This window comes from Flavobacterium sp. SM2513, from assembly GCF_050908145.1.
GTDB lineage: Bacteria > Bacteroidota > Bacteroidia > Flavobacteriales > Flavobacteriaceae > Flavobacterium.
In genome coordinates, this window is the sequence record NZ_CP194228.1 from 2,441,519 (window position 1) to 2,462,450 (window position 20,932).

General features: G+C 31.7%; 18 protein-coding genes. 16 read left to right on the forward strand and 2 right to left on the reverse strand.

Annotated features, from left to right (window positions below; genetic code table 11):
• Positions 1-199: 199 nt before the first annotated feature.
• A complete protein-coding gene (locus tag ACQ5J2_RS10230; RefSeq protein WP_432670305.1) occupies positions 200-454 on the reverse strand; it encodes a hypothetical protein in 255 nt (84 codons plus the stop codon).
• 625 nt (positions 455-1,079) lie between these two features.
• Between ACQ5J2_RS10230 and ACQ5J2_RS10235 the strand changes: the two genes are divergently transcribed.
• From ACQ5J2_RS10235 to ACQ5J2_RS10295, 13 genes are all read left to right on the forward strand, one after another.
• On the forward strand, positions 1,080-1,316 hold the full coding sequence (locus tag ACQ5J2_RS10235; protein ID WP_432670306.1) for a helix-turn-helix domain-containing protein: 237 nt from the start codon (positions 1,080-1,082) through the stop codon (positions 1,314-1,316).
• A 316-nt stretch (positions 1,317-1,632) separates the two neighbouring features.
• Positions 1,633-5,391: an NACHT domain-containing protein gene (locus ACQ5J2_RS10240; RefSeq protein ID WP_432670307.1), complete on the forward strand. Its 3,759-nt coding sequence runs from the start codon at positions 1,633-1,635 to the stop codon at positions 5,389-5,391.
• Positions 5,392-5,712: 321 nt separating this feature from the next.
• Positions 5,713-6,864 (forward strand): AAA family ATPase, encoded by a 1,152-nt coding sequence (locus tag ACQ5J2_RS10245; RefSeq protein ID WP_432670308.1) that lies wholly within the window; start codon positions 5,713-5,715, stop codon positions 6,862-6,864.
• A 2-nt stretch (positions 6,865-6,866) separates the two neighbouring features.
• Positions 6,867-7,481 (forward strand): hypothetical protein, encoded by a 615-nt coding sequence (locus ACQ5J2_RS10250; protein WP_432670309.1) that lies wholly within the window; start codon positions 6,867-6,869, stop codon positions 7,479-7,481.
• Positions 7,482-7,821: 340 nt separating this feature from the next.
• A complete protein-coding gene (locus tag ACQ5J2_RS10255) occupies positions 7,822-9,351 on the forward strand; it encodes a hypothetical protein (RefSeq protein WP_432670310.1) in 1,530 nt (509 codons plus the stop codon).
• A gap of 344 nt (positions 9,352-9,695) precedes the next feature.
• Complete coding sequence (locus tag ACQ5J2_RS10260) at positions 9,696-10,511, forward strand: DUF3800 domain-containing protein (protein WP_432670311.1); 816 nt, start codon at positions 9,696-9,698, stop codon at positions 10,509-10,511.
• Between the two features lie 426 nt (positions 10,512-10,937).
• Positions 10,938-11,501: a hypothetical protein gene (locus ACQ5J2_RS10265; protein ID WP_432670312.1), complete on the forward strand. Its 564-nt coding sequence runs from the start codon at positions 10,938-10,940 to the stop codon at positions 11,499-11,501.
• 837 nt (positions 11,502-12,338) lie between these two features.
• Positions 12,339-12,851 carry a hypothetical protein gene (locus ACQ5J2_RS10270; RefSeq protein ID WP_432670313.1) on the forward strand — a complete coding sequence of 171 codons (513 nt, stop codon included), beginning with the start codon at positions 12,339-12,341 and terminating at the stop codon, positions 12,849-12,851.
• A gap of 338 nt (positions 12,852-13,189) precedes the next feature.
• Positions 13,190-13,561 (forward strand): hypothetical protein, encoded by a 372-nt coding sequence (locus tag ACQ5J2_RS10275; RefSeq protein WP_432670314.1) that lies wholly within the window; start codon positions 13,190-13,192, stop codon positions 13,559-13,561.
• 552 nt (positions 13,562-14,113) lie between these two features.
• Positions 14,114-14,410: a hypothetical protein gene (locus tag ACQ5J2_RS10280; protein WP_432670315.1), complete on the forward strand. Its 297-nt coding sequence runs from the start codon at positions 14,114-14,116 to the stop codon at positions 14,408-14,410.
• A gap of 289 nt (positions 14,411-14,699) precedes the next feature.
• Positions 14,700-15,164, forward strand: a complete 465-nt coding sequence (locus tag ACQ5J2_RS10285; RefSeq protein ID WP_432670316.1) for a toxin-antitoxin system YwqK family antitoxin — start codon at positions 14,700-14,702, stop codon at positions 15,162-15,164.
• A 420-nt stretch (positions 15,165-15,584) separates the two neighbouring features.
• Positions 15,585-16,211 (forward strand): CatB-related O-acetyltransferase, encoded by a 627-nt coding sequence (locus ACQ5J2_RS10290; protein WP_432670317.1) that lies wholly within the window; start codon positions 15,585-15,587, stop codon positions 16,209-16,211.
• A gap of 498 nt (positions 16,212-16,709) precedes the next feature.
• Positions 16,710-17,438: a metallophosphoesterase family protein gene (locus ACQ5J2_RS10295; RefSeq protein ID WP_432670318.1), complete on the forward strand. Its 729-nt coding sequence runs from the start codon at positions 16,710-16,712 to the stop codon at positions 17,436-17,438.
• Positions 17,439-17,615: 177 nt separating this feature from the next.
• Here ACQ5J2_RS10295 and ACQ5J2_RS10300 read toward each other — a convergent pair whose 3' ends face one another.
• Positions 17,616-17,792: a hypothetical protein gene (locus tag ACQ5J2_RS10300; RefSeq protein WP_432670319.1), complete on the reverse strand. Its 177-nt coding sequence runs from the start codon at positions 17,790-17,792 to the stop codon at positions 17,616-17,618.
• Positions 17,793-18,215: 423 nt separating this feature from the next.
• Here ACQ5J2_RS10300 and ACQ5J2_RS10305 point away from each other — a divergent pair, with 423 nt between their 5' ends.
• From ACQ5J2_RS10305 to ACQ5J2_RS10315, 3 genes are all read left to right on the forward strand, one after another.
• On the forward strand, positions 18,216-19,022 hold the full coding sequence (locus ACQ5J2_RS10305; RefSeq protein ID WP_432670320.1) for an SDR family oxidoreductase: 807 nt from the start codon (positions 18,216-18,218) through the stop codon (positions 19,020-19,022).
• Between the two features lie 13 nt (positions 19,023-19,035).
• Positions 19,036-19,773 carry an SDR family NAD(P)-dependent oxidoreductase gene (locus ACQ5J2_RS10310; RefSeq protein ID WP_432670321.1) on the forward strand — a complete coding sequence of 246 codons (738 nt, stop codon included), beginning with the start codon at positions 19,036-19,038 and terminating at the stop codon, positions 19,771-19,773.
• A gap of 90 nt (positions 19,774-19,863) precedes the next feature.
• Entirely contained in the window at positions 19,864-20,787 is a 924-nt protein-coding gene (locus tag ACQ5J2_RS10315) for a helix-turn-helix domain-containing protein (protein WP_432670322.1), read from the forward strand.
• Positions 20,788-20,932: the final 145 nt, after the last annotated feature.

Sequence of the window (20,932 nt, forward strand, 5' to 3'; positions counted from 1 at the left end):
TCCTGTCATTCCGTAGAAATCTATTATTTATAGATGAAGTGAACTTCATCGGTATAAAATATTTCAAGTCCAAACTTCCACCTTCTATTCTCCCCTCCTTTGGAGGGGCTGGGGGAGGCTTTCAATTCCCCCTCTGGGGGCTAGGGGGCTTTAAAAAAAACTGCCTTTACCTGTTTGCACAAACGCAGGCAGCTTCCAGCTAACTAAACCAAACTAAACCTTTTTCCTCACCCCAACCCTCTCCAATCCCGATAGTAATCGGGAGAGGGAGCTTCGCAGGTTGCTGCATGTCTGCTTTTTTTGCGGTTTGCTTTACATTTGTTATCTTTGCTTGTGTTTTTATTCTTACAACACGATTTTCTACTCCTTTTATAATTCTTACTTTTCTGCCTAAATGGATTAATTTAGATGGATTTTCTGTGTTTTGACCTTTCCCTAGAAAAAGGTATCTCATACTATATCCCTACTTCATCTATGCCTTTGGTATGCCTTTGCTATACTGTTGCTATTTAGAAAATTTTTCCGTTTGCCTTTTTGCATCTTTGCCCATGTGTTTGTGTGCTTATTTGCTTTTTTAGTGCCTCTTTTTCGGCGTGCTTGCCTGTTAATGAATTATTTTAACATTTGATTTGGATAATAGAAAGAAAGACATTCATAGAAGTTACAGCATTACGCAGATAACCATTGACCTCTAACTAAACCAAACTAGTCAAACTATTGGATTGCGAAACGGATAAAAATGGAAGCAATGCTAAGAATTAAAGGAGAGTTTTTTGCTATAATAAAAGTAGCGTGGATACTCAACTTACTGCATAGAAGGATTTACTGGACTACCTGCGCGCGAATAAGTGAGCCCACGCCCTTTTAAATAAAGCGTAGGCATTTGCACTCATCATCTTGCGCGCTAAAAAAGTGTCCAGTTTTTCTATAACAAGATTCAAAGCGAATGCTTCAATATTATATTTTGAAGAATCGCAAAAATACTATTCATAAATGAATATAATGCAAATATATAATTTTTTTCAAACTAACACATATATGTGTTTAAATATTTTGTCAACAATGCTAAAATTTATCAAATGAAAGATGATGAATTAAAACTCCTATATATACATATCGGCTCAATAGTTAAATTACATAGAGAGAAGCTTGGTAAATCACAATTACATTTCGGTTTGGAGGTTGGAAGATCCGCCAATCAGATTGGAAGAATTGAACGAGCGGAAGGCAATACAACAGTTGATACACTTTTTAGAATTGCTCAATATATCAATATAGATATAAAAGAGTTTTTTAATTTAAAAAAAGATGCTTAGGCATCTTTTTTTTTGCTTTTAAGTTAAAACAGGTATTTATACGGGTATGGGATTCGTTTTTATTAAATATTTTTGGCGAGTACGGGAAACCCTAATTAGAAAAGTATATCTTTTTATAAATTTGGATTAAAAATAAGGCTTTCTGAATTTAAGTGTGAAAGTTTTATATATTTGAAGGAACCAATAAAGCGAAATAAGGTTGCGTTTTAACAACCAAATAATGATGTATTAGCGAAGATTTATTTCGCATATTTACAAGTTAGCGGTCATTGTACGAAATCAAACAGGTCATAATAGACAAACAAATAAACAGACAATGGATTATTTATATGAAAATTTAGGAGACGAAAGGTTTCAAGAATTTTGCAACTGCCTTGTTGCAAAGGAATTTCCTGATTCCCAGTCTTTTCCTGTTGGACAACCAGATGGAGGCAGAGACGCATTAGTTTATTTCATGAATTCACCCAAAAAAGAATTCATTGTATTTCAAGTTAAATTTGTACGTAATCCTAATTCTATTAAAGATATTCACAAATGGTTGACCGAAATCATCGCAGATGAGACCCCGAAAATTAACAAGCTAATTCCTAGAGGTGCAAAAAAATTCTATCTTTTGACAAATGTAAAGGGCACCGCACATTTGGATGCCGGTTCAAAAGATAAAGTTAATTTAATTCTAGAATCAAATATTAAAATACCAGGAATGTGTTGGTGGCGCGATGATTTATCAAGGTTATTTGAAAAAGACCCGCTTTTTAAATGGTCATTTCCTGAAATATTAAATGGACAAGACATTTTAAATTCAGTTCTGTTTCAACACATAAATGAAAATAAAGAAAGACGTGAAAGTGTAGTTAAAGCATACTTGGCTGACCAGTATTCTACTGATAATAAAGTTAAGTTTAGACAGATTGATTTGGAAAATAGGTTATTTGATTTATTTACAGACGTTCCAATAAGAATCAGGAAGTTTAATGAGAAAAACAAGAACCTTAAGAGAGCACTAAATCATTTCGATAATTATCAAAAGAAGATAATCAACCTAGATGATCATTTTCTAATCGAAGAACGTGAAAATGTTGGTGCTGCTAGTTTTCTTTTACATCCAAAAATACAAAATGAGGTTGAAAGGATTTTACTTGAAGGTGGTCCAGGCCAAGGGAAATCTACAATATCGCAGTATATATGTCAGGTTCATCGAGCACGTTTGTTAAATAAAACAAGCGATTTGGTGTTATTACCCGACCATGTTAAAAATACTCCCATAAGATTACCATTTAAAATTGATCTTAGACATATTGCATCTTGGGTTGAAAACAAAAACCCATATCAAGGAAGACTTAATGAAGAATATTTTAAAAGTATTTGGAAAAACTCTCTTGAATCATTTTTAGTTGGTCATATAGTATATCATTCTCAAATCGATGATTTCAATTCAAGTGATTTGGTTGCTATTACCAAGCTAAGCTCCATATTATTTGTATTTGATGGATTTGATGAAATTGCCGACATTAAAATCAGAGAAGAAGTTATCGATTTTATAAACAAAGGAATTAATAGGATAACTGAAAATTCTAAATCATTACAAATTATTATTACTAGCCGTCCAGCAGCTTTCTCAGACACCATTGGATTTTCTACAGATATTTACCCTCATTTTGAATTAACCGACATTACACCTTCTATCACAAAGGAATATGTAGAAAAATGGATCAAAGCCAGTAGATTAGATAATAAAGAAGGGAACGAAATAAAGAGATTAGTAGAAGAGAAGCTCCAACTCCCACACTTAAAAGATTTGGCAAAAAGCCCAATGCAACTCGCAATCTTTATTAGTCTTTTAAGGACAAGAGGAGAATCTTTACCTAATAAAAGAACAGCTTTATATGATAGCTATATCGAACTTTTTTTTAATCGTGAATCTGAAAAAAACATTACTATTAGGGACCATAGGGATTTAATTATTGATATACATCAATATTTAGCATGGGTATTGCATTCAGAAGCAGAGCTTCACAACAATAGTGGCAGCATACACATTGATGATTTACAATCACGATTAAAAATTTATCTAACTAAAGAAGGACATAAAACTGATATTGCTGATAAGTTGTTTCATGTAATGGAAGAAAGGGTATGTGCTTTAGTTTCAAGAGTCCAAGGAACATATGAATTTGAAGTTCAACCTTTAAGAGAATATTTTTGTGCGAAATATCTTTATAATACATCACCATATTCACCTGCAGGTAAAGAAAAAACAGGTACTAAGCCAGAAAGATTTGATGCAATTTCACGTAACTTCTATTGGCATAATGTAGTGCGATTTTTTGCTGGCTGTTTTGATAAGGGAGAATTGCCAATGTTGATTCAAAAATTAAAGGAATTACAAGACGATTTATTTTTAAAAAATACAAATTATCCTAGGTTATTAACTTCTCAAATCCTTTCTGATTGGGTTTTTACGCAATATCCTTTACTACTGAAAGATGTTGTTAAAATTATTGTTGATGGGATTAATATTGGAAATATTATAAATCAAGAAGGTCGCAGAGGTCATAACGAACCTATTCTATTGCCAAATGATTGTGGTCGTCTGGAGTTAACAATTGAATGCTTTGATCAGTTAAAGAAATTTCCTCATAGTGATTACGCTTCGGAACTTATTAGTATTGTCCGTAACAATCCCTTTCAAACACTAGAACTTTGGTCAAATAATGTAGAAAATCTTAATGGTGAGAAACTTACTAAGTGGTTTCAATATGCCTATCTATTAGAAATTATTCACAAAATTGATAATAAACAATTACTGAACATTATTAGGGAAGGCAACTTAGAGCAAAAGGAAAATCGATTACAAATTTTAATTAACGGTAATAGGTTGGATGTGATTGATTCAGAACTTGATTTAAAACAAATAGTTTTAAACGGAGTTCTAAAAAGTAAAATTTCAGTTCATCAAAGAACGTATTCAAATCATAGTTTACAGTTCTTAACTATAATACTTCACCCATTTTTGTTGATTAGTATAATGAATAGTGATGATTCCAATATCCCATTTTTAAATTCAATTTCGCGAAGAGTAAGGCATTTTCCACAAGATATTAAACTAGAAAAACCAATTAACTCAATCTCTGTAGAAGATGAAATTGATAAATCAATTGAAAATTTCACAAATCTAATTTCCAAAAGTTTAAATGATGAAATTGCAAATTGGAAAAACAATATCGAACCTTGGGAATTATTGGTAGAAAGTTTTAGAGGTATTTTTCAAGATAGATGGGCAATTAAAATCGTTTCAGTTATTGCAGCTGGAATAAAATCAAAAGACGAAACATACGATGAGTTTTCCGACCTAAATGATACTTCTAAATCACTTTGTAAACGTGTAAGATGTGCGAGAATGAAATCAGGAAATATAAAATATTGGGAATTTCAATTACAAAATTCTACCGATATTACATTCACCCTTCTTGTCTTAATAACATGGGCAACTCCAAAAGCCATTATTCAACTTCTTGAAAATATTTCAACGAGGGTAAATAAACTATCAGATGATGAATTTTTAACTTTGAGCACTTGTCTGAAAAAAACAACAAGACAATCTAATTTAAATAATTCACAAGCAGACCTACTAGCAAAATTCTTGATTTCAAATACACTAGAAAATGAAGTTTTATATCTTTTAAGCTATCGTTTCTCCGATGAAAGAAGGCGTAATTTCATATATAAAAACTTACCATGCGTTACTCGAAAAATGAAAGATATTGGCGACATAAGATTGTCATACCTAATAGAAAAGTATTTGCAAAATAATCAAGACTTGATATTATTAAGTGAGGTAAAAGAAATATATGCTACGCATACAAATTTTGACGAAAGATTATATCAATTTTACAATCATCGTCTGAGTGAAGCTAAGGAATTGCCCGTAGAAATAGCAAATAAAATAATGACGGAATCAAAAAAATATCCCCGTGTAATAGCGTCTTTCGCAGAAAGATCTTGCAGAATATTTGCAAATAAAAATATTAAGGCCGTAGGTCAAATAGCTATGGATGAAAATTGGTTTATTTAATTAAACAAATAATTATCTGCTAATATCAAATACTCCTTTGCGTTTGAAGAACGAACAATGAAACCAGTGTTGAAAGGAACCGATTACATTCCATTAAGAATTATGGATATATTGTTAAGGTAATTTAATGAATTTTAGAGGGTTTAGGGTTTTGTTTTTTGTGTGGTAGAGATGTGGCTAACAGCTTGTGATAGGTAATTAAAAAAAGGAGATGTCTGTTTTATGTAAATCGTTTATTATATTAGGAAGTAGTAAAACGGATGTTTTTTGCGGACTGAAGTTAGTGACTAGTCTAACGCAGAAACTTAAAAAAATAAATAAATGTTTTATTCACAAAAAAATCAAAATATAGAGTTATTTGAAAGCTCAAAATCAGATGAGGATGTAAGCATCTTAGTTGGAATAAATGGAAGTGGAAAAAGTACTTATTTAAATGAAATAGCAAAATATCATTTAAACAAAGGGAAAACAGTTATTGCTGTGGCAAACACTATTTATGATAAATTCACAATAAAAGGACAAAAAGTTAAGTTACTAAAAAGCTCACGAGGCAAGAACATTGCCAAATATTCTATAAAAGAAGTTATAAAAGTACTAGAGAAAGAGGATTCAAAAGGTTTTTTTAATCTTTCAAATGTTTTTAAATATATAAATTTTGAATCAAGAATTGAGTTTAAGATAAACAAGTTAAATCCTGATTTTAGGGACTTGATTATTAACACAGATATTTTTAATAAAGACGAAATTGAAGAATTATTATTTTTTTTAAATCGGTCCTATGAAAATTCATTTATTGAAAACGAAGGTATGTTCATTTTAGATTTTCAAAATCAAAATTTCGACCCTCATCGAAATGTCTTCTTTTTGAAAATTCTGAATTTTGAAAATAAATTAAGAAAAATAAAAGTTTTAAAAAATATTGAAATAACACTTTTTAAGGAGAGAAATTCATTTCCATTAAATCACGCTAGCTCTGGAGAACTAACTCTAATTGCTTCATTAATTTACATTAGTGTTAATATTGATGATAATTCAATTATTTTAATTGATGAACCTGAGAATAGTCTACACCCAAAATGGCAAGTGGAATATGTAAAAAAACTTATTGATTTGTTTTATTTTTATCAACCTAAAATAATAATAGCTACCCATTCACCTCTAGTTATTAATGGTGCAGAATTAAACATTAGGAACGTAAATATCTTCAAAGGTTCCTCTGATGGACAATTCAACAAACATAATAAAGACCTAAAAAATGTTGAAGAAATATATGATGACTATTTTGACCTGACTACACCAGAAAATAGATTTATTTCTCAGCTTGTAATAGAAAAATTCAATTTGCTGTCAGAAGGAAAAATTTCACACAATAATTTCCAAAACATTTTATATGAATTAATTCAAAATTCTTATGATAATCAACAGAAACAAGCTCTAAATGGGATTCTTGAATTAGCTTCTAAATACTCTTAAAAATGAATTATACTGCAGATGAAATAGCGATTATTGAACAAGCCAAAAATGAAGGTGGTGAAATTTGGAAAAATTTAATATTAAACCCAATTAAAAGAAGAGTAAAACTTCACTATCGAACAGGTAATTCCGAGCAATGTTGCTATTGTAGAAGAGACCTCCAAGATGAATTCAATATGGTTATCGACATAGAGCACGTTCTACCTAAAGGAAACGCTTTATTTATTGAATATATGTTTGACATTGAAAACCTAAACATCTCATGTAAGAGATGTAATATGAATATAAAAAATGATAGAGTTGATTTTATTGTTGACTTACCTACAATAAAGCCAAATTATAAAGTATCTGAAAAATACCATTTTATACATCCTAATTTCGATAATTATTTTGATCACATTGATTACGAATCAACAATTAGAAATAATAAAAAACTGATTAAATATAATAGCAAGTCAAAAAAAGGAAAATATACTTACTTTTATTTTCATCTTGACAGAATAGAAATTGATACCTTAAGTAAAGTACAAGGAGTTGAAATTAAAACAAATGAATTAAATCCTGATTTACCAGAAGATATAAAAGCCAACCTTGAACAATTACTTGACAAACTATAAAAAACCAGCCACTAACAGCTAGGGCTTCGTTGCTGCTGAATGCCCAACTCACGAGCGACAGCTAACTGATGAGTAATGAAACCTCTGTTGGACGTAACCGATTGCATGCCGTCATCACTTATGTAGTTGTGGTTAAGGTGTTGGGAAGGATATGAAGTCCCGATAGTTATCGGGATAGGGTTCTCTATTTTTTGTAGGTGGAAATGTGCTTAGAGTTTTGTGTTGGTTGTTTGAAAATAGGAGGTCGGGTGTTTTTATGCAAATTGTTTTTTATATTTGGATGAAATAAGACGGAAGTGTTCTTATGGACTGACGCTCTATTCAAGTTTAAATAAAACAAATGACTGAAAAAATATATGAAATTATAATTCCATTAGGTGTCATCATTATCGGCGGAATTTTTTTACCTAAACAGGTTTTTAAATTTTTGCGAGAATTAATCCTTTTTGTATTTAATTCAGTTTTAAAGTTTTGGTATTTAAGTCTATTATTGCTTGTATTATCCTTATTTGTAAAATTTAATACACACTTTAATTTTGAAAATTTAGAGATAATTCTTGTACAATTTTCCGCAATATTCTTTATAGCATTGTTCCATTTTATATTTGTTTTCAAACGCAAAAACAAAAATCCCAACATTGCATTCTATGGTTGTTACAGCATAAAAGAAGGAGAATATTTATCCAATGACATCGATAGCGAAATTTTAGATGAAAGAACGTCCAAAGTTGTTGAATCAATTAGTAAAAATCATTTCATTTATAAAAATAATTTTATCGATACCGATTTTATCCATCTACCTAATTTTTATACTAATATTCTAGGTTTAAAGAAATTGAACAGTTTAATATCTAAAAGAATTTCAAAAAGACATTTAGCTTCACTTCATTTTATCAGAAACATAAGTGAGCAAACTGTTTATGCCCAAATGAACTTCAATAATGGGTTATTAGCGAATTCCGAGCATATCAATGAAGAAACCGATATAATAAATGACATTTCATCAAACACTAAAATAAACAACAATAAGAAAATTGAACTGATTGTCAAAATATTCTGTATGATTTTCAGTCAATCTTTTAATGACTTCCTTCTGACTAATGAGATGTATAAGGAATTACACTATAGTACTGATGACAATTTGAAATTGCTTAATTCTATTTCTTTGGATTTTAAAGGGTTAGAGCTATCTAAGAAATATAATGAGTTTATAGATTTTTGGGTTAGTTCCAATTATAGATACAAATCTTTATTATTATTTGAACAAGAAGAATATTCTGGTTCTATAGATTATGTCTTTAAAACGCTTGAGGTAAACCCATATTATCCATATAGAAACTATGTAGAACTAAAACAGGATTACACCAAAATATATGGTAGTCAGCTTGTGCCATCAATAATAGGCGCAAAAGAAATTTTAGATTTAGACACGAATAAAGATTCGATAAATAATTCAAAATCAATTTTAGAAAGTCCTTCTAAATATCCTTCAATTCCATACAATTACATAATTTTGGAATTGATTTTGAGAAAAAAACAATCTAAAGAAATTCGAGAATTAATAGAAAAGGGATTTGATAAATTAGATAATGAAAATCCTTTTATTCTTTTAAGCAAATCTGAAACCTTTAAACACATGAAGAAAGGTAAGGAAAAATATAACGAAATTTATGTCAAACGATTTGATGACTGTATAAGCATTTTAGAAAAGATAAGGTTGTTGGATTCCGAATTTACGCTCATTAGGACTAAATTAGGCATAATGAAAGTACTGAAAGCTATGCACAACAATGATGAAAAATTATTAGAAGAAGGCATGAAAGAATGGAAAGCTGGAGCACATTTCATTAAGGAATTAGGGCTGGAATAAGAATTGTAGCCCACTGTTAGGGTTTTCGTTTAGGCTGTACGCTGAACACCCGATTGATAGCGAACAGACGAAGTAATGAAAACGGTGGTAAACGGGACCGATTACATGCCGTAAACACTTATGGAGTTATGGTAAAGGTGTTGGAATGGAATTGAATTGAAGAGGACTTAGTGTTCTCTTTTTTGTAGGTTGAATTTGTTTAGAGCTTTGTTTTGGTTGTTCAAAAATAGGAGGTTGGGTGTTTTTATGCAAATAGTTTTTTATATTTGAGAACAATAAACGGAGGTTTTTTCACAGACTGACGTTAGGCGAAATACAAAAAAAACGCGTAAATTCAATAACATATGAAACATTTATTTACCATTGATGAAACTGGATCTCCAGGAAATATTTCTGAATCTATTACTCTAAAAAATGATAGAAAAACTTATGTTGCAGTTTTCATTAAATCTGACATTAGAGAAAATATTATAAGTGATATAAATTCAATAATATCAAAATATTCTTCTTCTGAGAACCCAATAAATGAACTTCATTTTACAGATTTACTTAATCGACGAAAAGAATATAAAGCTCTTGATACGGAAACTGTTATTTCAATAATAAAAGACGTAACTGATTGCTTTAATAAATATAGTTTACCATTCTTTTTACAAACAGTTACGCCAAGAACTTTAAAGGAAAATGGACTTGTAAATAAAAAAAACAAATCATTAGATGAAATTGCATTGGATTTTTTATTTCAACGGATTAAAAAATTCATCGAAGAAAATAATCTAAAAGATAACTTCGAAATTATTATAGACCAAGGATTAAATAAACCTGGTCATAAAACTGAAATACCAACTTTAAAAGAATTATCAAAAGACAATTTTATGTTATTTCAATCTTCTTCTGAAAATCCATTAATTCAGGTAGCTGACTTTTTTGCATTTACAATGAATCGGAATCAGATGATGCTAATTAAAGAAGATAGAACTGATTTTGATATTTTACTTCTTACCTTATTGAATAGTGTACTAAACGGAAATGAAACTTCTGGAAGTAAACCACTACTAATAAAAGAAAAAGAATTCTCCAAAGACAATTATGACAAAAATCAAATTGAGATATTCAAGGAAAAAGGAATATACGATTATTGGAAAAAAGTTAATAAATAAGTACTTCGCCTAACAGCTAAGGGATTCGTTGCCGTGCGTAGCACGAACAATGAAGCCCGTGTTGAACGGAACCGAATACTCATGGAGTTATCGTAATGGTGTTATCGCTAAGGCGTTTGAGTGAATTTCAAGAGGATTTAGAGTCTTCTTTTTTTGGGGATTAAAGTTGAGCTAAATAGTATATATTTGATTTTAGATAAATTTTGAAGTTTATCAGACCTATCTACTTGAATGTGGGGTGATAGTGGTGCGAAGGTTGACGGAATTAGGTAGTTAGCTGACATTTCCGCACAGAATCTTAAGTCTAATATAATTATTACTGTCAAAATATTAATATGAACTTAGGTTAATAAAAATTGTATTTATTTCTTTTTCTCCTGCCAAAATAGTAGAAAAATTCTTTAATATTGTAATTTAGCAAAAGCCATGGAAGATAAACCAAAAAGAAAAAGAATACAAATTAAATCAGTTTACGAAAATCAAGTAATTGTTGATATGGAAGAATATAAGCAAAATTGCTATTCTCCAAATGCAAAACATATTGGAAGTCATTATGAAAATATTACTGTCAACTTTTGGATAGATAAACATTATTCCAATAGAGACCAGCACGATGAAGATGATGGAACGAAAAGGGATGGTATTGGTTTAGAGGATATTGAAAGATTAGTAAAAAAGGCTTTACCTCACTTGATATATTATTCGTTAAAACATAAAGGATTTCAATTTGTAAATCATCCGCCGCCAAGACCAAGGGCATTGAGAGTTGTTTTAAAAGAAGAATTTAATGATGCTACAACTTTAAATATTATTGTAGAATATCATTTTGCTGATACAAATACTTATGAAGTTACAGTCGTAACTGCTATGAGAAAGGAGGATTTTTCAATTTCTGTAGGTCAACATGAATTAATATTCAATGAAAACAGATCAATTTTAAATCTTAGAAACGGTAACAATCTTCAATTCCAAGATGATTTTGAAGTATAGTAAAAATTTATTACTCTGTAACTTTGTATAACTTTAAAGTATTAAACTTAGTTGTAAGATGTTGTAATACATATTACATTTGTAATAAGAAATAACTGGAACAGAATACAAATTTGGGAAGCCGAAAGGCAGAATGCGTATTTGGGCAGTTCCAGAAATATAAAAGCCTCTATTAATTAGGGGCTTTTTACATTTATACAAGAAACGTCAGCTAACGCACGTAGCTGTTGCACAACCCTTCTAAAAACTAATTTTTCAGAATTAGTATAAAAAAAAAGCTCTTTAGAAGCGATTTGATTGGGGTTGTTTATTTAGTTGTAATTTAAGAGGTTACCTTTATCACTACTTATTTTAAAACATGCTTTTTAGAGTAATTTTTTGTAAAACAGAATCTTATAAATAGCGTGCCTTTTATCCCGTTAAATTATTTCAAAAATCCTGCTCTTCGAAGTCAATAGAAAAACACTTAGCGCTGTGCGAATATCTCTGACTGCGCAGTATTTTGCATCGTGACGAAATCAAAAACAAAACCTAGTACAGGTTAAACCGATTACATGCTATCAATAAGTATGGAGTTATCGTAACATTTATAGGATAGAGAGAGGATTTAGTACTCTTTTTTTATGCAGTAAAATTAGGGAGTTGTGTGGGTAGGGGAGTTGTGTTTTTTGAATAGTTTTGATGGGTATGGATAGCGTAATTACGTATGGAAAATTATGCTTATGTTTGAAAGGTTAATACGCTAGGGGTACTGAATAGGATGTGGGAAAGTTTGATTTGAAAAAAGTTAAAAACTTGTGTATATTTAGTAGTTGTGCGAGATAATAGAAAAACTGAATGTTAAAGAATAAAAAAGAAAATATATTTTGGGTATTTATTGTTTTATTCTATTTAGGATATACTTACTTTATTTTTACTAAACCAAAAATAATTGAAAGCAAAAACTTAATTGAGATTAAAGGACAACTAGCTGAAAAACCGATATTTTATGAATCTACAGGAGATAATGTTCCTAGTGTAAGTTTCAAAATTATTGAAAATCCAGCAAAATATGAAATCACATCTTGTGGATTTGAAAATCTAAAGAGAGAAAAGTTTTTGAGCTTAAAGTTCCGAGATTCAGTTATTTTTACAACAAAAAAAACTTCTAATCTTTATGAAAAAATAATGAAGGAAAAAGAAGTTTATTCGATAGGTTCAAATAACCATTTAGAATTATTAAGATTAAAAGATTATAATTCCTGCGAAAAATCGGTTTGGAAAGAATTCTTCTTAATAACAATTTTACTATTAATAACAGCTATTTTTAGTTTTATACACATCAGAAATACAAATCAGAATATTGAATAATTACGATCGCAAGACAGCAAGGATTCGTTGCGGCTGTAAGCCGAACAATTAATTGAAAATCGCCGAATACTAAAATAAATAGAAACTAATGAGGTAAACCTGTGTTGAACGGAACGGATTACATGCCGTGGATACTTATGGAGTTATGGTTAAGTTGTTGGGATGGATTTGATGAGGATTTAGAGTCCTCTTTTTTGTAGGTTGAATTTGTTTAGAGCTTTGTGGTGGTTTTTCAAAAATAGGAGGTTGCGGGTTTTTATGCAAATTGTTTTCTATATTTGAAGGTAATAAAACGGAGGTTTTTTTTCACAGACTGACGTTAGAAGCAATTTTGAATAATGATGTTCTGGAGAACTGAAAATAAAATAGAACCTAAGAAAAATTTCCATTTGGAAATTGAAGAGTATTATAATAAAGTTTCAAATAATGAAATTCCAAAAGAACTTTTGGCCGAAATAATTGAGAAAGTAACTGACAAAATTTATGATGATTATAAAAGGTTTTGGGAGCAGTATCCAAAATCAAGAAAGCGATATTCAAAATTAAAGTTAGAGGATTTAAAGCATTCTTTTGTTTATTATTTGATAACTGATTTATTGAGAAAAAAGAAGTTAGTCGAATATAGACACTTTTCAAAAATATTGTTTGGAAAGAATGACGCCGAATTAGACGACTATGAAAAAGGAAAGTTTGATTACGAAACAAAATAAAAGTGCTTACAACAACTAGGATTTCGTTGCGGCTGTAAGCCGAACACCCGAGCGATAGCGAACTGACGAAGTAATGAAACCCGTGTTGAATGGAATCGATTACTTGCCGTGAACACTTATGGGGTTGTGGTGAAGGTGTTTAAATGGGTTTGAAGAGGATTATTTGTCCTCTTTTTTTATGCAGTAAAATGAGGTAGTTGTGTGGATAGGGGAGTTGTTGTTATTGAATAGTTTTGTGATGGGTATGGGATACCATAATTACGTATGGAAAATTATGCTTATGTTTGGAAGGTTAATACGCTAGGGGTACTGAATAGGAGGTTAGAAAGTTAAGTTTGAAAAAAGTGTATAAACTTGTGTATATTTGTTAGTTAGCGGTTATGTTAAAAAACCTACGAAAAACATGATTCATTTAAAGGAGATATTGTTTATGCAAAAAATTTTGGGAAGCTCATTGGGAGTTTTTGGAATTTTTCTATTATTTAGTGAACCTATCTATTTTGGATTAATATTTATTTTGCGTTAAATGCTTTTTCAACAGAAGGGTTTGAAATGAATTTAGAAAACAAGAGTTACAGAAATATAAATTCAATTTTTGGTATAAATTATGGAAGATGGAAAACTTACCCAGAAATTGAATATATTTCTGTAATTAAAACTAAGCAAAGTAAATCCTTTGAAGGAACATCGACTAGAATTATAACTGATGTAATCCATTTTAATATGTTTTACAACGGAAATAAACATATAACTTTTTATAAAACTAAATCTTTAGAAGAAGCTCGAAAGGCAATTCGAGAATTAGAAAAAAACTTGGAAGTTAATATTTCAAACAAAACAATGATTTAATCAAAAACACAACCGCTAACAGCTAGGATTTCGTGGCGGCTGCAAGCCGAACAATGAATCCTGTGTTGAGGAACGTATTACTTGCCTTTAAGACTTATGGAGTTATCGTAATAGTGTTTGAATGGGTTTGAAGAGGATTTAGGGTTCTCTTTCTTTTGTGGGGATTAAAGTTGAGATAAATAGTATATATTTGATTTTAGATAAACATTGAGGGTTATTAGACGTATCTAGCCTTTTTTGGGGTGGCACTACTGACAACTTCAGTAGTATAAACTAGTTATAGCAAATTATGAGAAACATTCTATTAACATTGATTGTAACATTACCAACTTTGTGTTTCTCACAAGTTGATTGGAGTAAAGCAAAAGTAACTTATGGCGCAGAAAACGAAGTTTTACCAAATACTGGTGATACGATAAAAGAATATCACAACGAAACAAAAATGTTTAAAAGTTTGAAGTTTCGTGATTCAAAAGAACTTTCAATTGTTGAATTTGATGTTAACGGTAAAAAAATAAAGGCAACAATTTTTCCATTAGAAGATTTGAAATACAAAACGCTTACAAAGTATAACGAAGCGGGATTTGTTATTTTGATTGCTAATTATGATAACGGAATTGTTACGGGTAAATTTCAAAAATTTTACGGCAATGGAAAACTAATGGAAGAAGGCGTCTACGACAAAATGAAAAAGGTTGGAGTATGGAATTACTACGACGAAAAAGGTAAACTTACCAAAAGCGAAAATCATTAATAACGTGTTATAACAGGTAAGTCTTCTTTGGGCTTGAAAAGCCAACAATGAAGCCCATGTTGAACGGAACGGAAGACATGCCGTTAACACTTATGGAGTTATTGAGAAGGTGTAGGGCCCCCTAGCCCCCAAAGGGGGGATTTGAGAGAGGAGTTCAGTTCTGATAGGAGAAACGTAAGACGTTCGTATAGCAGTGCGTATAACTAAGACATTCAATTACTGACGCAGAGATGCTGAAATAAATTCAGCAGTACAAAGTCGTCACGATAAGAATCGGGATTAAAAATACGGGACATTCAGTTTTCATGGGAATAGTTTTCTATATTTGGATGAAGGAAGACGCAGTTTTTTTTACAAACGGTCGTTGTGCCATACGGTCGAGGAAAATCGTATAAAAGAAGAAATTAGAAAAGAATCAAAATGAAAGCTCCAGATAAAAACAAAAAATTCCCACTTGATAATTATGATACACTTTGTTTTCTAAAAAACACAGTCAGCAATCCAAATATAATAATTGGTGATTATACGTATTACGATGATTTTGAAAATGTTAATAATTTTGAGAAAAACGTAAAATATCATTTTGAATTTATTGGAGACAAATTAATAATCGGTAAATTTTGCATGATTGCTTCGGACGTAAAGTTTATAATGAACGGCGCAAATCATTTGACAAAATCAATAAGTGCTTATCCCTTTGCAATATTTGGAGAAGGTTGGAAGAACGCTATGAAAGGAAAACAATATCCAACTAAAGGCAATACTGAAGTAGGAAACGATGTTTGGATTGGATTTAATGCCACAATTATGCCAGGCGTAAAAATTGGAGATGGAGCAATAATTGCTGCAAATTCGACAGTAACCAAAAATGTAGAACCGTATGCAATTGTTGGTGGAAATCCAGCCAAAGAAATTAAAAAAAGAGTGCCAAAAGAACAAATTGAAAAACTTTTAGAAATAAAATGGTGGAATTGGGAAATTGAAAAAATCACTGAAAATATTCAGCTGCTGACCAGTGAAAATTTTGATGATTTGAATAGCTTATAAACAAAAAATTCCCACACAGCAGATAAGAATGCGTTGCGTTCGCCACGGTGAACTAACAAAGAGTTGAAAATCACCGCATACTGAAATAAATAGAAACCAATCAGGTAAAAACGTGTGGAACGAATTGAAAATTAATGAATACCAAATTCAATTTTAAAGTAGTGAAGTAAACTGGTTGGATGCTGTTAATACTTATGGAGTTATCGTTAAGGTTTTGGGAAGGCCCCTAGCCCCAAAGGTGGGATTTGAGTGAGGAGTTCAGTTCTGATAGGTGGAATCTAGAAAATGTCTTCTTTTTTTGTGGGATAGGAAGGAGGAAAAAAGGGGTAAAAGTTTAAAAGGTTATGGGGTTATAGGGGTTGAATGTTTCACGGTATACAGGCTGGAAATGATTACATTCCGTCAATACTTGAGGAGTTATTGTTAATGTGTTGGGGAAAATATAAGAGGATTATTGGGTAAAGAAGATGTAAAAAATATTAAAAAAATTTAAAACAAATGATTCAGATTGCAATAATAAGTGATATTCATGCTAATCTCATCGCATTGGATGCGGTGTTAGAGGATATACAAAACAGATCAATAAACCAGACGTATTGCCTAGGCGACTTAGTTGATTTTGCTCCTTGGGGAAATGAAGTTATTGAAAAAATGAAAAATAAAGGAATCCCTTGTTTATTAGGGAACCATGATGAAAGAATCGCATTTGATATTCCTATTGTACCATTACCCCATCATGATCAAAAAGAAACTGCTAATCGAATTATTGCTATTAATCACAGTAAAGCAGCAATTACTACGGAAAACAAAAAGTGGCTAGCTGCGCTTCCTTATAATTTAGAACTTACTTACAAGATAAATGAGGTAACAAAAAAAATACTCCTCGTTCATGCAGGAATCTTGAATAATGATACGTATATTCATGAATCAGATTTAAAAAATGATACCGCAAAAGAATTAAAAAATAAAGGTATAGACGCGCTTATAATGGGGCACACACATCTTTCTTATATACAAAATAATTCAGATGTATTATTTGTCAATTCAGGTTCTGTTGGAAGAAGTAAGGAAAGTAATAGAAAAGCCACCTATTGCATGCTGACTATAACCGAAAGAGAAATTACGGCAGAAATAATAAAGATAAATTACGACATACATGAAGTGGCGCAGCAGATTTATAATGGTAATATTCCTGATTTCTATGGTGATTTTTTATTGAGTAAGTAATTTTCAAGTGACCTGATTTTATGAATACAAGCAGAATTAGGACACTTTTTCGTAACTGATGTTTTTTATGTTTCAATTACTGCTAGTGCAAAATTGCAAATCACATCTAAAACATAATTTGCCAAAATTACTTTATAATTGTATCCATTTTGGAGATAAATGCGCTTATGCTAATTCTCATAGATCGTCTAAATAGCGATTAATAGTACCATTTAAAATTTCTTCCTCATAAGCAGAACCAAGTGATTGATAACCAATTTTAAAATCATTATTAAAGATACGATTAGCAACTGCTACAACAGGTAAAGGTGTCAAGGGATAGCCTGATGGCACATCAATATAAGCTTTGATCATTATTCCATTTCATTTCTGCTGAAATTCAATTTCTTACTGAAGCACGCTCTTCTTCTGAGGGATTATCGTGCCGCGTCTCTACTGTCAAATTAGGAATTTCTAAAGCAGGTAATTTCAATGAGATGCACTCTACTATAGTGTGTACTGCTGTCGATTTATATATAGGGACAATACCTCCCAATGGGGTTAGAATACATTCAACCGCTTCACCGTCAAAAGCAAATTCCTTTCGGAAGCCATTACATTTTGATGTTTTTCATAGACTTAGGTTAGCGACCAGGGTAAGTCTTAACCACAAAAATTGGCTTACTTTTGTTAATATCAATCCGTTCGTAATTTTGGCTACAACCTAACTCAATTAGGCAACACCCTGCCGCCGGCTTCTGTAGATATTTGCACTATAAACTTTAAAACATTTTAAAAATGCAAAAAACAATTTTTATCACAGGAGCATCGGCTGGTTTAGGAAAATCAACTGCAAAATTATTTCAGTCAAAAGGGTGGAACGTTATCGCAACGATGCGAAACCCTGAAAAGGAGACCGAATTAAACCAATTACAGAATGTTACCCTTCTTAAACTCGATGTAACAGACCCTTTACAGATACAGGAAACAGTAATCAAAACTCTTCAAACACATTCTATAGACCTAGTGCTGAACAATGCGGGTTATGGTTTAATTGGTGTATTGGAAGCCTTAAGTGATGAACAAATCACCCGACAATTCGAAACAAATCTTTTAGGGGTTATAAGAGTAACCAAAGCTTTCACGCCTTATTTCCGTGAAAAAGAAAATGGAATGTTCATCAATATTACTTCTTCTTTCGGACTTATTGGATACCCAACTTGTTCTGTTTATTCGGCTACAAAGTTTGCCATTGATGGCTTTTCAGAAAGTTTGGCTTATGACTTAGCACACTTTGGCGTGAAAGTAAAGACAGTTGCACCTGGTGGAATACAAACTGACTTTGCAGGTCGTTCGTTAGATGGTGGACAACATGAAGCTTATCAAAAATTAATGGAAAAGGTTAGTGAGGGGTACAGTGCAGAAGCGGTAAGTCAATTTTCTACACCAGAGCACATTGCTTCGGTAATATTTGAAGCTGCAACAGATAACAAAGAACAGCTGCGTTACGTAGCGGGTCCTGATGCGATAGCACTTTATAAGGAAAGAGAAGAATTTGGAGCAGAAGCCCAGCACAGTAGAATCCAAAAAATGTTTGCTTACTAAAATAACTTAAGCCATGTCAGAAAAATTCAAAAATAAGGTAGTAGTCATCACCGGTGGTAACACCGGTATAGGATTGGCTTCAGCAAAACAGTTTGTGGCTGAAGGAGCGTATGTTTTTATCACAGGCAGAAAACAGGATGCGCTGGATAAAGCAGTAGCCGAAATCGGAAAGAATGTTACGGCAATCAAAGCCGACTCAACTAAAAAAGAAGACATTGAAAACCTTTTCAGGATTGTAAAAGAAGCAAAAGGGCACATGGATATACTGGTGTCCAATGTGGGTACAGGTGCTTTTGGGTTTCCAATTGGATCCATTACAGACGAGCATTACGATTGGGTTTTAAACACTAACTTAAGAGGAACAATTTATACCGTTCAGGGCGCTTTGCCTCTTTTAAAAGACGGTAGTTCCATAGTGCTAACCGGAAGTATCTCTGGAATCAAAATCTACGAAACGATGAGTGTTTATTGCGCTAGCAAGGCTGCATTGAGAACCCTTGCACGTGTTTGGGCAGTGGAATTAAAAACAAGGAAAATTAGGGTAAATCTAGTGAGTCCAGGACCTACTGAAACAGCTATGCTTACAGTCCTTTCACAGGAACTTCAGGATGCTGTTGTTTCCCCAATCCCATTGGGGAGAGCTGGCCAACCCGATGATGTGGCTAATGCAATTCTTTTCCTTGCTTCCGAAGATTCAAATTATATGACAGGAACTGAATTATTGGTAGATGGAGGTGCAACATTAGTTTAATCCATTTGGTAGTTCATAAATGGATTATTTTGAACATTGAATTTGAAAAACAAGCAGTATTTTCTTTTAAAAAAACTAAATTTGTAACTGATGAAAAACAATAATTACATTCCGCAAAAATTCAATTCCATATCAGAACTGCATCAGGCTTTGGGTTTTCCAAAGCCTTTGCATCCGCTGGTGAGTCTTGTAAACTATGCTGATATTAAAACTCCCGCAGAAGAATTGCCTGCTGCCTTACTGTTAAATTTTTTTAAGATATCCTATAAGAAAAATTTAGCGGGCAAAATTAAATATGGTCAAAATTATTACGATTTTGATGAAGGTGGTTTGTCTTTTATTTCTCCGAATCAAATTATTTCAAGTGCCGAAGAAGAAAAGGACTATTCAGGTTATACGTTACTTATCCATACTGATTTCATTCGCAATTATCCCCTGGCAGTAAAGATTAAGACGTACGGTTATTTTTCTTACGCAGTCAATGAAGCCTTATTTTTATCGGAAAAGGAAAAGCAGATTATTTTTTCAGTTTTTGAAAATATCAAAGAAGAATTAAATAGCAATATTGATGATTTCAGCCAAGATGTCTTGGTATCGCACATCGAAGTATTGCTTAATTACAGTAATCGATTTTATAAAAGGCAATTCGTCACGCGAAAATCGGCAAACAGCGATCTGCTTACAAAAATGGAACAATTATTAAATGATTATTTTGAAAGCGAAAAGCCAATTAATGAAGGTCTTCCCACCGTTGAATACTTAGCGAAACATCTCAATTTATCTCCAAGATATTTGAGTGATATGCTCCGTTCGCTGACGGGGCAGAATGCGCAGCACCACATTCACGAAAAATTGATTGAGAAAGCAAAAGAGTATCTAACAACAAGCAATAGTAGTGTTGCCGAAGTAGCTTATCATTTGGGTTTTGAGCATCCGCAGTCGTTTAATAAAGTATTTAAAAATAAAACGGGTCAAACACCACTTGAGTTTAAGCAGTTTTTTCAGCAGAATTAATAAGTAGTTTCTAACTTCAATAATCTTAAAAGAATCAATTGAGCCCGTAAAGTTTAATAGATTTTGCAGGATAATCCCAATGCACATACATACAATAAGTATCGAAACATAGTAATTCGTCAAAACGGCAACAAATCTAACAGTT

Excerpts from the sequence above, each read along its gene's own strand:
- ACQ5J2_RS10245 (WP_432670308.1), top strand. The coding sequence starts at position 5,713 with ATGTTTTATTCACAAAAAAATCAAAATATAGAGTTATTTGAAAGCTCA.
- ACQ5J2_RS10230 (WP_432670305.1), bottom strand. The coding sequence starts at position 454 with ATGAGATACCTTTTTCTAGGGAAAGGTCAAAACACAGAAAATCCATCT.
- ACQ5J2_RS10265 (WP_432670312.1), top strand. The coding sequence starts at position 10,938 with ATGGAAGATAAACCAAAAAGAAAAAGAATACAAATTAAATCAGTTTAC.
- ACQ5J2_RS10290 (WP_432670317.1), top strand. The coding sequence starts at position 15,585 with ATGAAAGCTCCAGATAAAAACAAAAAATTCCCACTTGATAATTATGAT.
- ACQ5J2_RS10310 (WP_432670321.1), top strand. The coding sequence starts at position 19,036 with ATGTCAGAAAAATTCAAAAATAAGGTAGTAGTCATCACCGGTGGTAAC.
- ACQ5J2_RS10240 (WP_432670307.1), top strand. The coding sequence starts at position 1,633 with ATGGATTATTTATATGAAAATTTAGGAGACGAAAGGTTTCAAGAATTT.
- ACQ5J2_RS10300 (WP_432670319.1), bottom strand. The coding sequence starts at position 17,792 with ATGATCAAAGCTTATATTGATGTGCCATCAGGCTATCCCTTGACACCT.
- ACQ5J2_RS10250 (WP_432670309.1), top strand. The coding sequence starts at position 6,867 with ATGAATTATACTGCAGATGAAATAGCGATTATTGAACAAGCCAAAAAT.
- ACQ5J2_RS10255 (WP_432670310.1), top strand. The coding sequence starts at position 7,822 with ATGACTGAAAAAATATATGAAATTATAATTCCATTAGGTGTCATCATT.
- ACQ5J2_RS10295 (WP_432670318.1), top strand. The coding sequence starts at position 16,710 with ATGATTCAGATTGCAATAATAAGTGATATTCATGCTAATCTCATCGCA.
- ACQ5J2_RS10270 (WP_432670313.1), top strand. The coding sequence starts at position 12,339 with ATGTTAAAGAATAAAAAAGAAAATATATTTTGGGTATTTATTGTTTTA.
- ACQ5J2_RS10285 (WP_432670316.1), top strand. The coding sequence starts at position 14,700 with ATGAGAAACATTCTATTAACATTGATTGTAACATTACCAACTTTGTGT.
- ACQ5J2_RS10315 (WP_432670322.1), top strand. The coding sequence starts at position 19,864 with ATGAAAAACAATAATTACATTCCGCAAAAATTCAATTCCATATCAGAA.
- ACQ5J2_RS10280 (WP_432670315.1), top strand. The coding sequence starts at position 14,114 with ATGAATTTAGAAAACAAGAGTTACAGAAATATAAATTCAATTTTTGGT.
- ACQ5J2_RS10260 (WP_432670311.1), top strand. The coding sequence starts at position 9,696 with ATGAAACATTTATTTACCATTGATGAAACTGGATCTCCAGGAAATATT.
- ACQ5J2_RS10305 (WP_432670320.1), top strand. The coding sequence starts at position 18,216 with ATGCAAAAAACAATTTTTATCACAGGAGCATCGGCTGGTTTAGGAAAA.
- ACQ5J2_RS10235 (WP_432670306.1), top strand. The coding sequence starts at position 1,080 with ATGAAAGATGATGAATTAAAACTCCTATATATACATATCGGCTCAATA.
- ACQ5J2_RS10275 (WP_432670314.1), top strand. The coding sequence starts at position 13,190 with ATGATGTTCTGGAGAACTGAAAATAAAATAGAACCTAAGAAAAATTTC.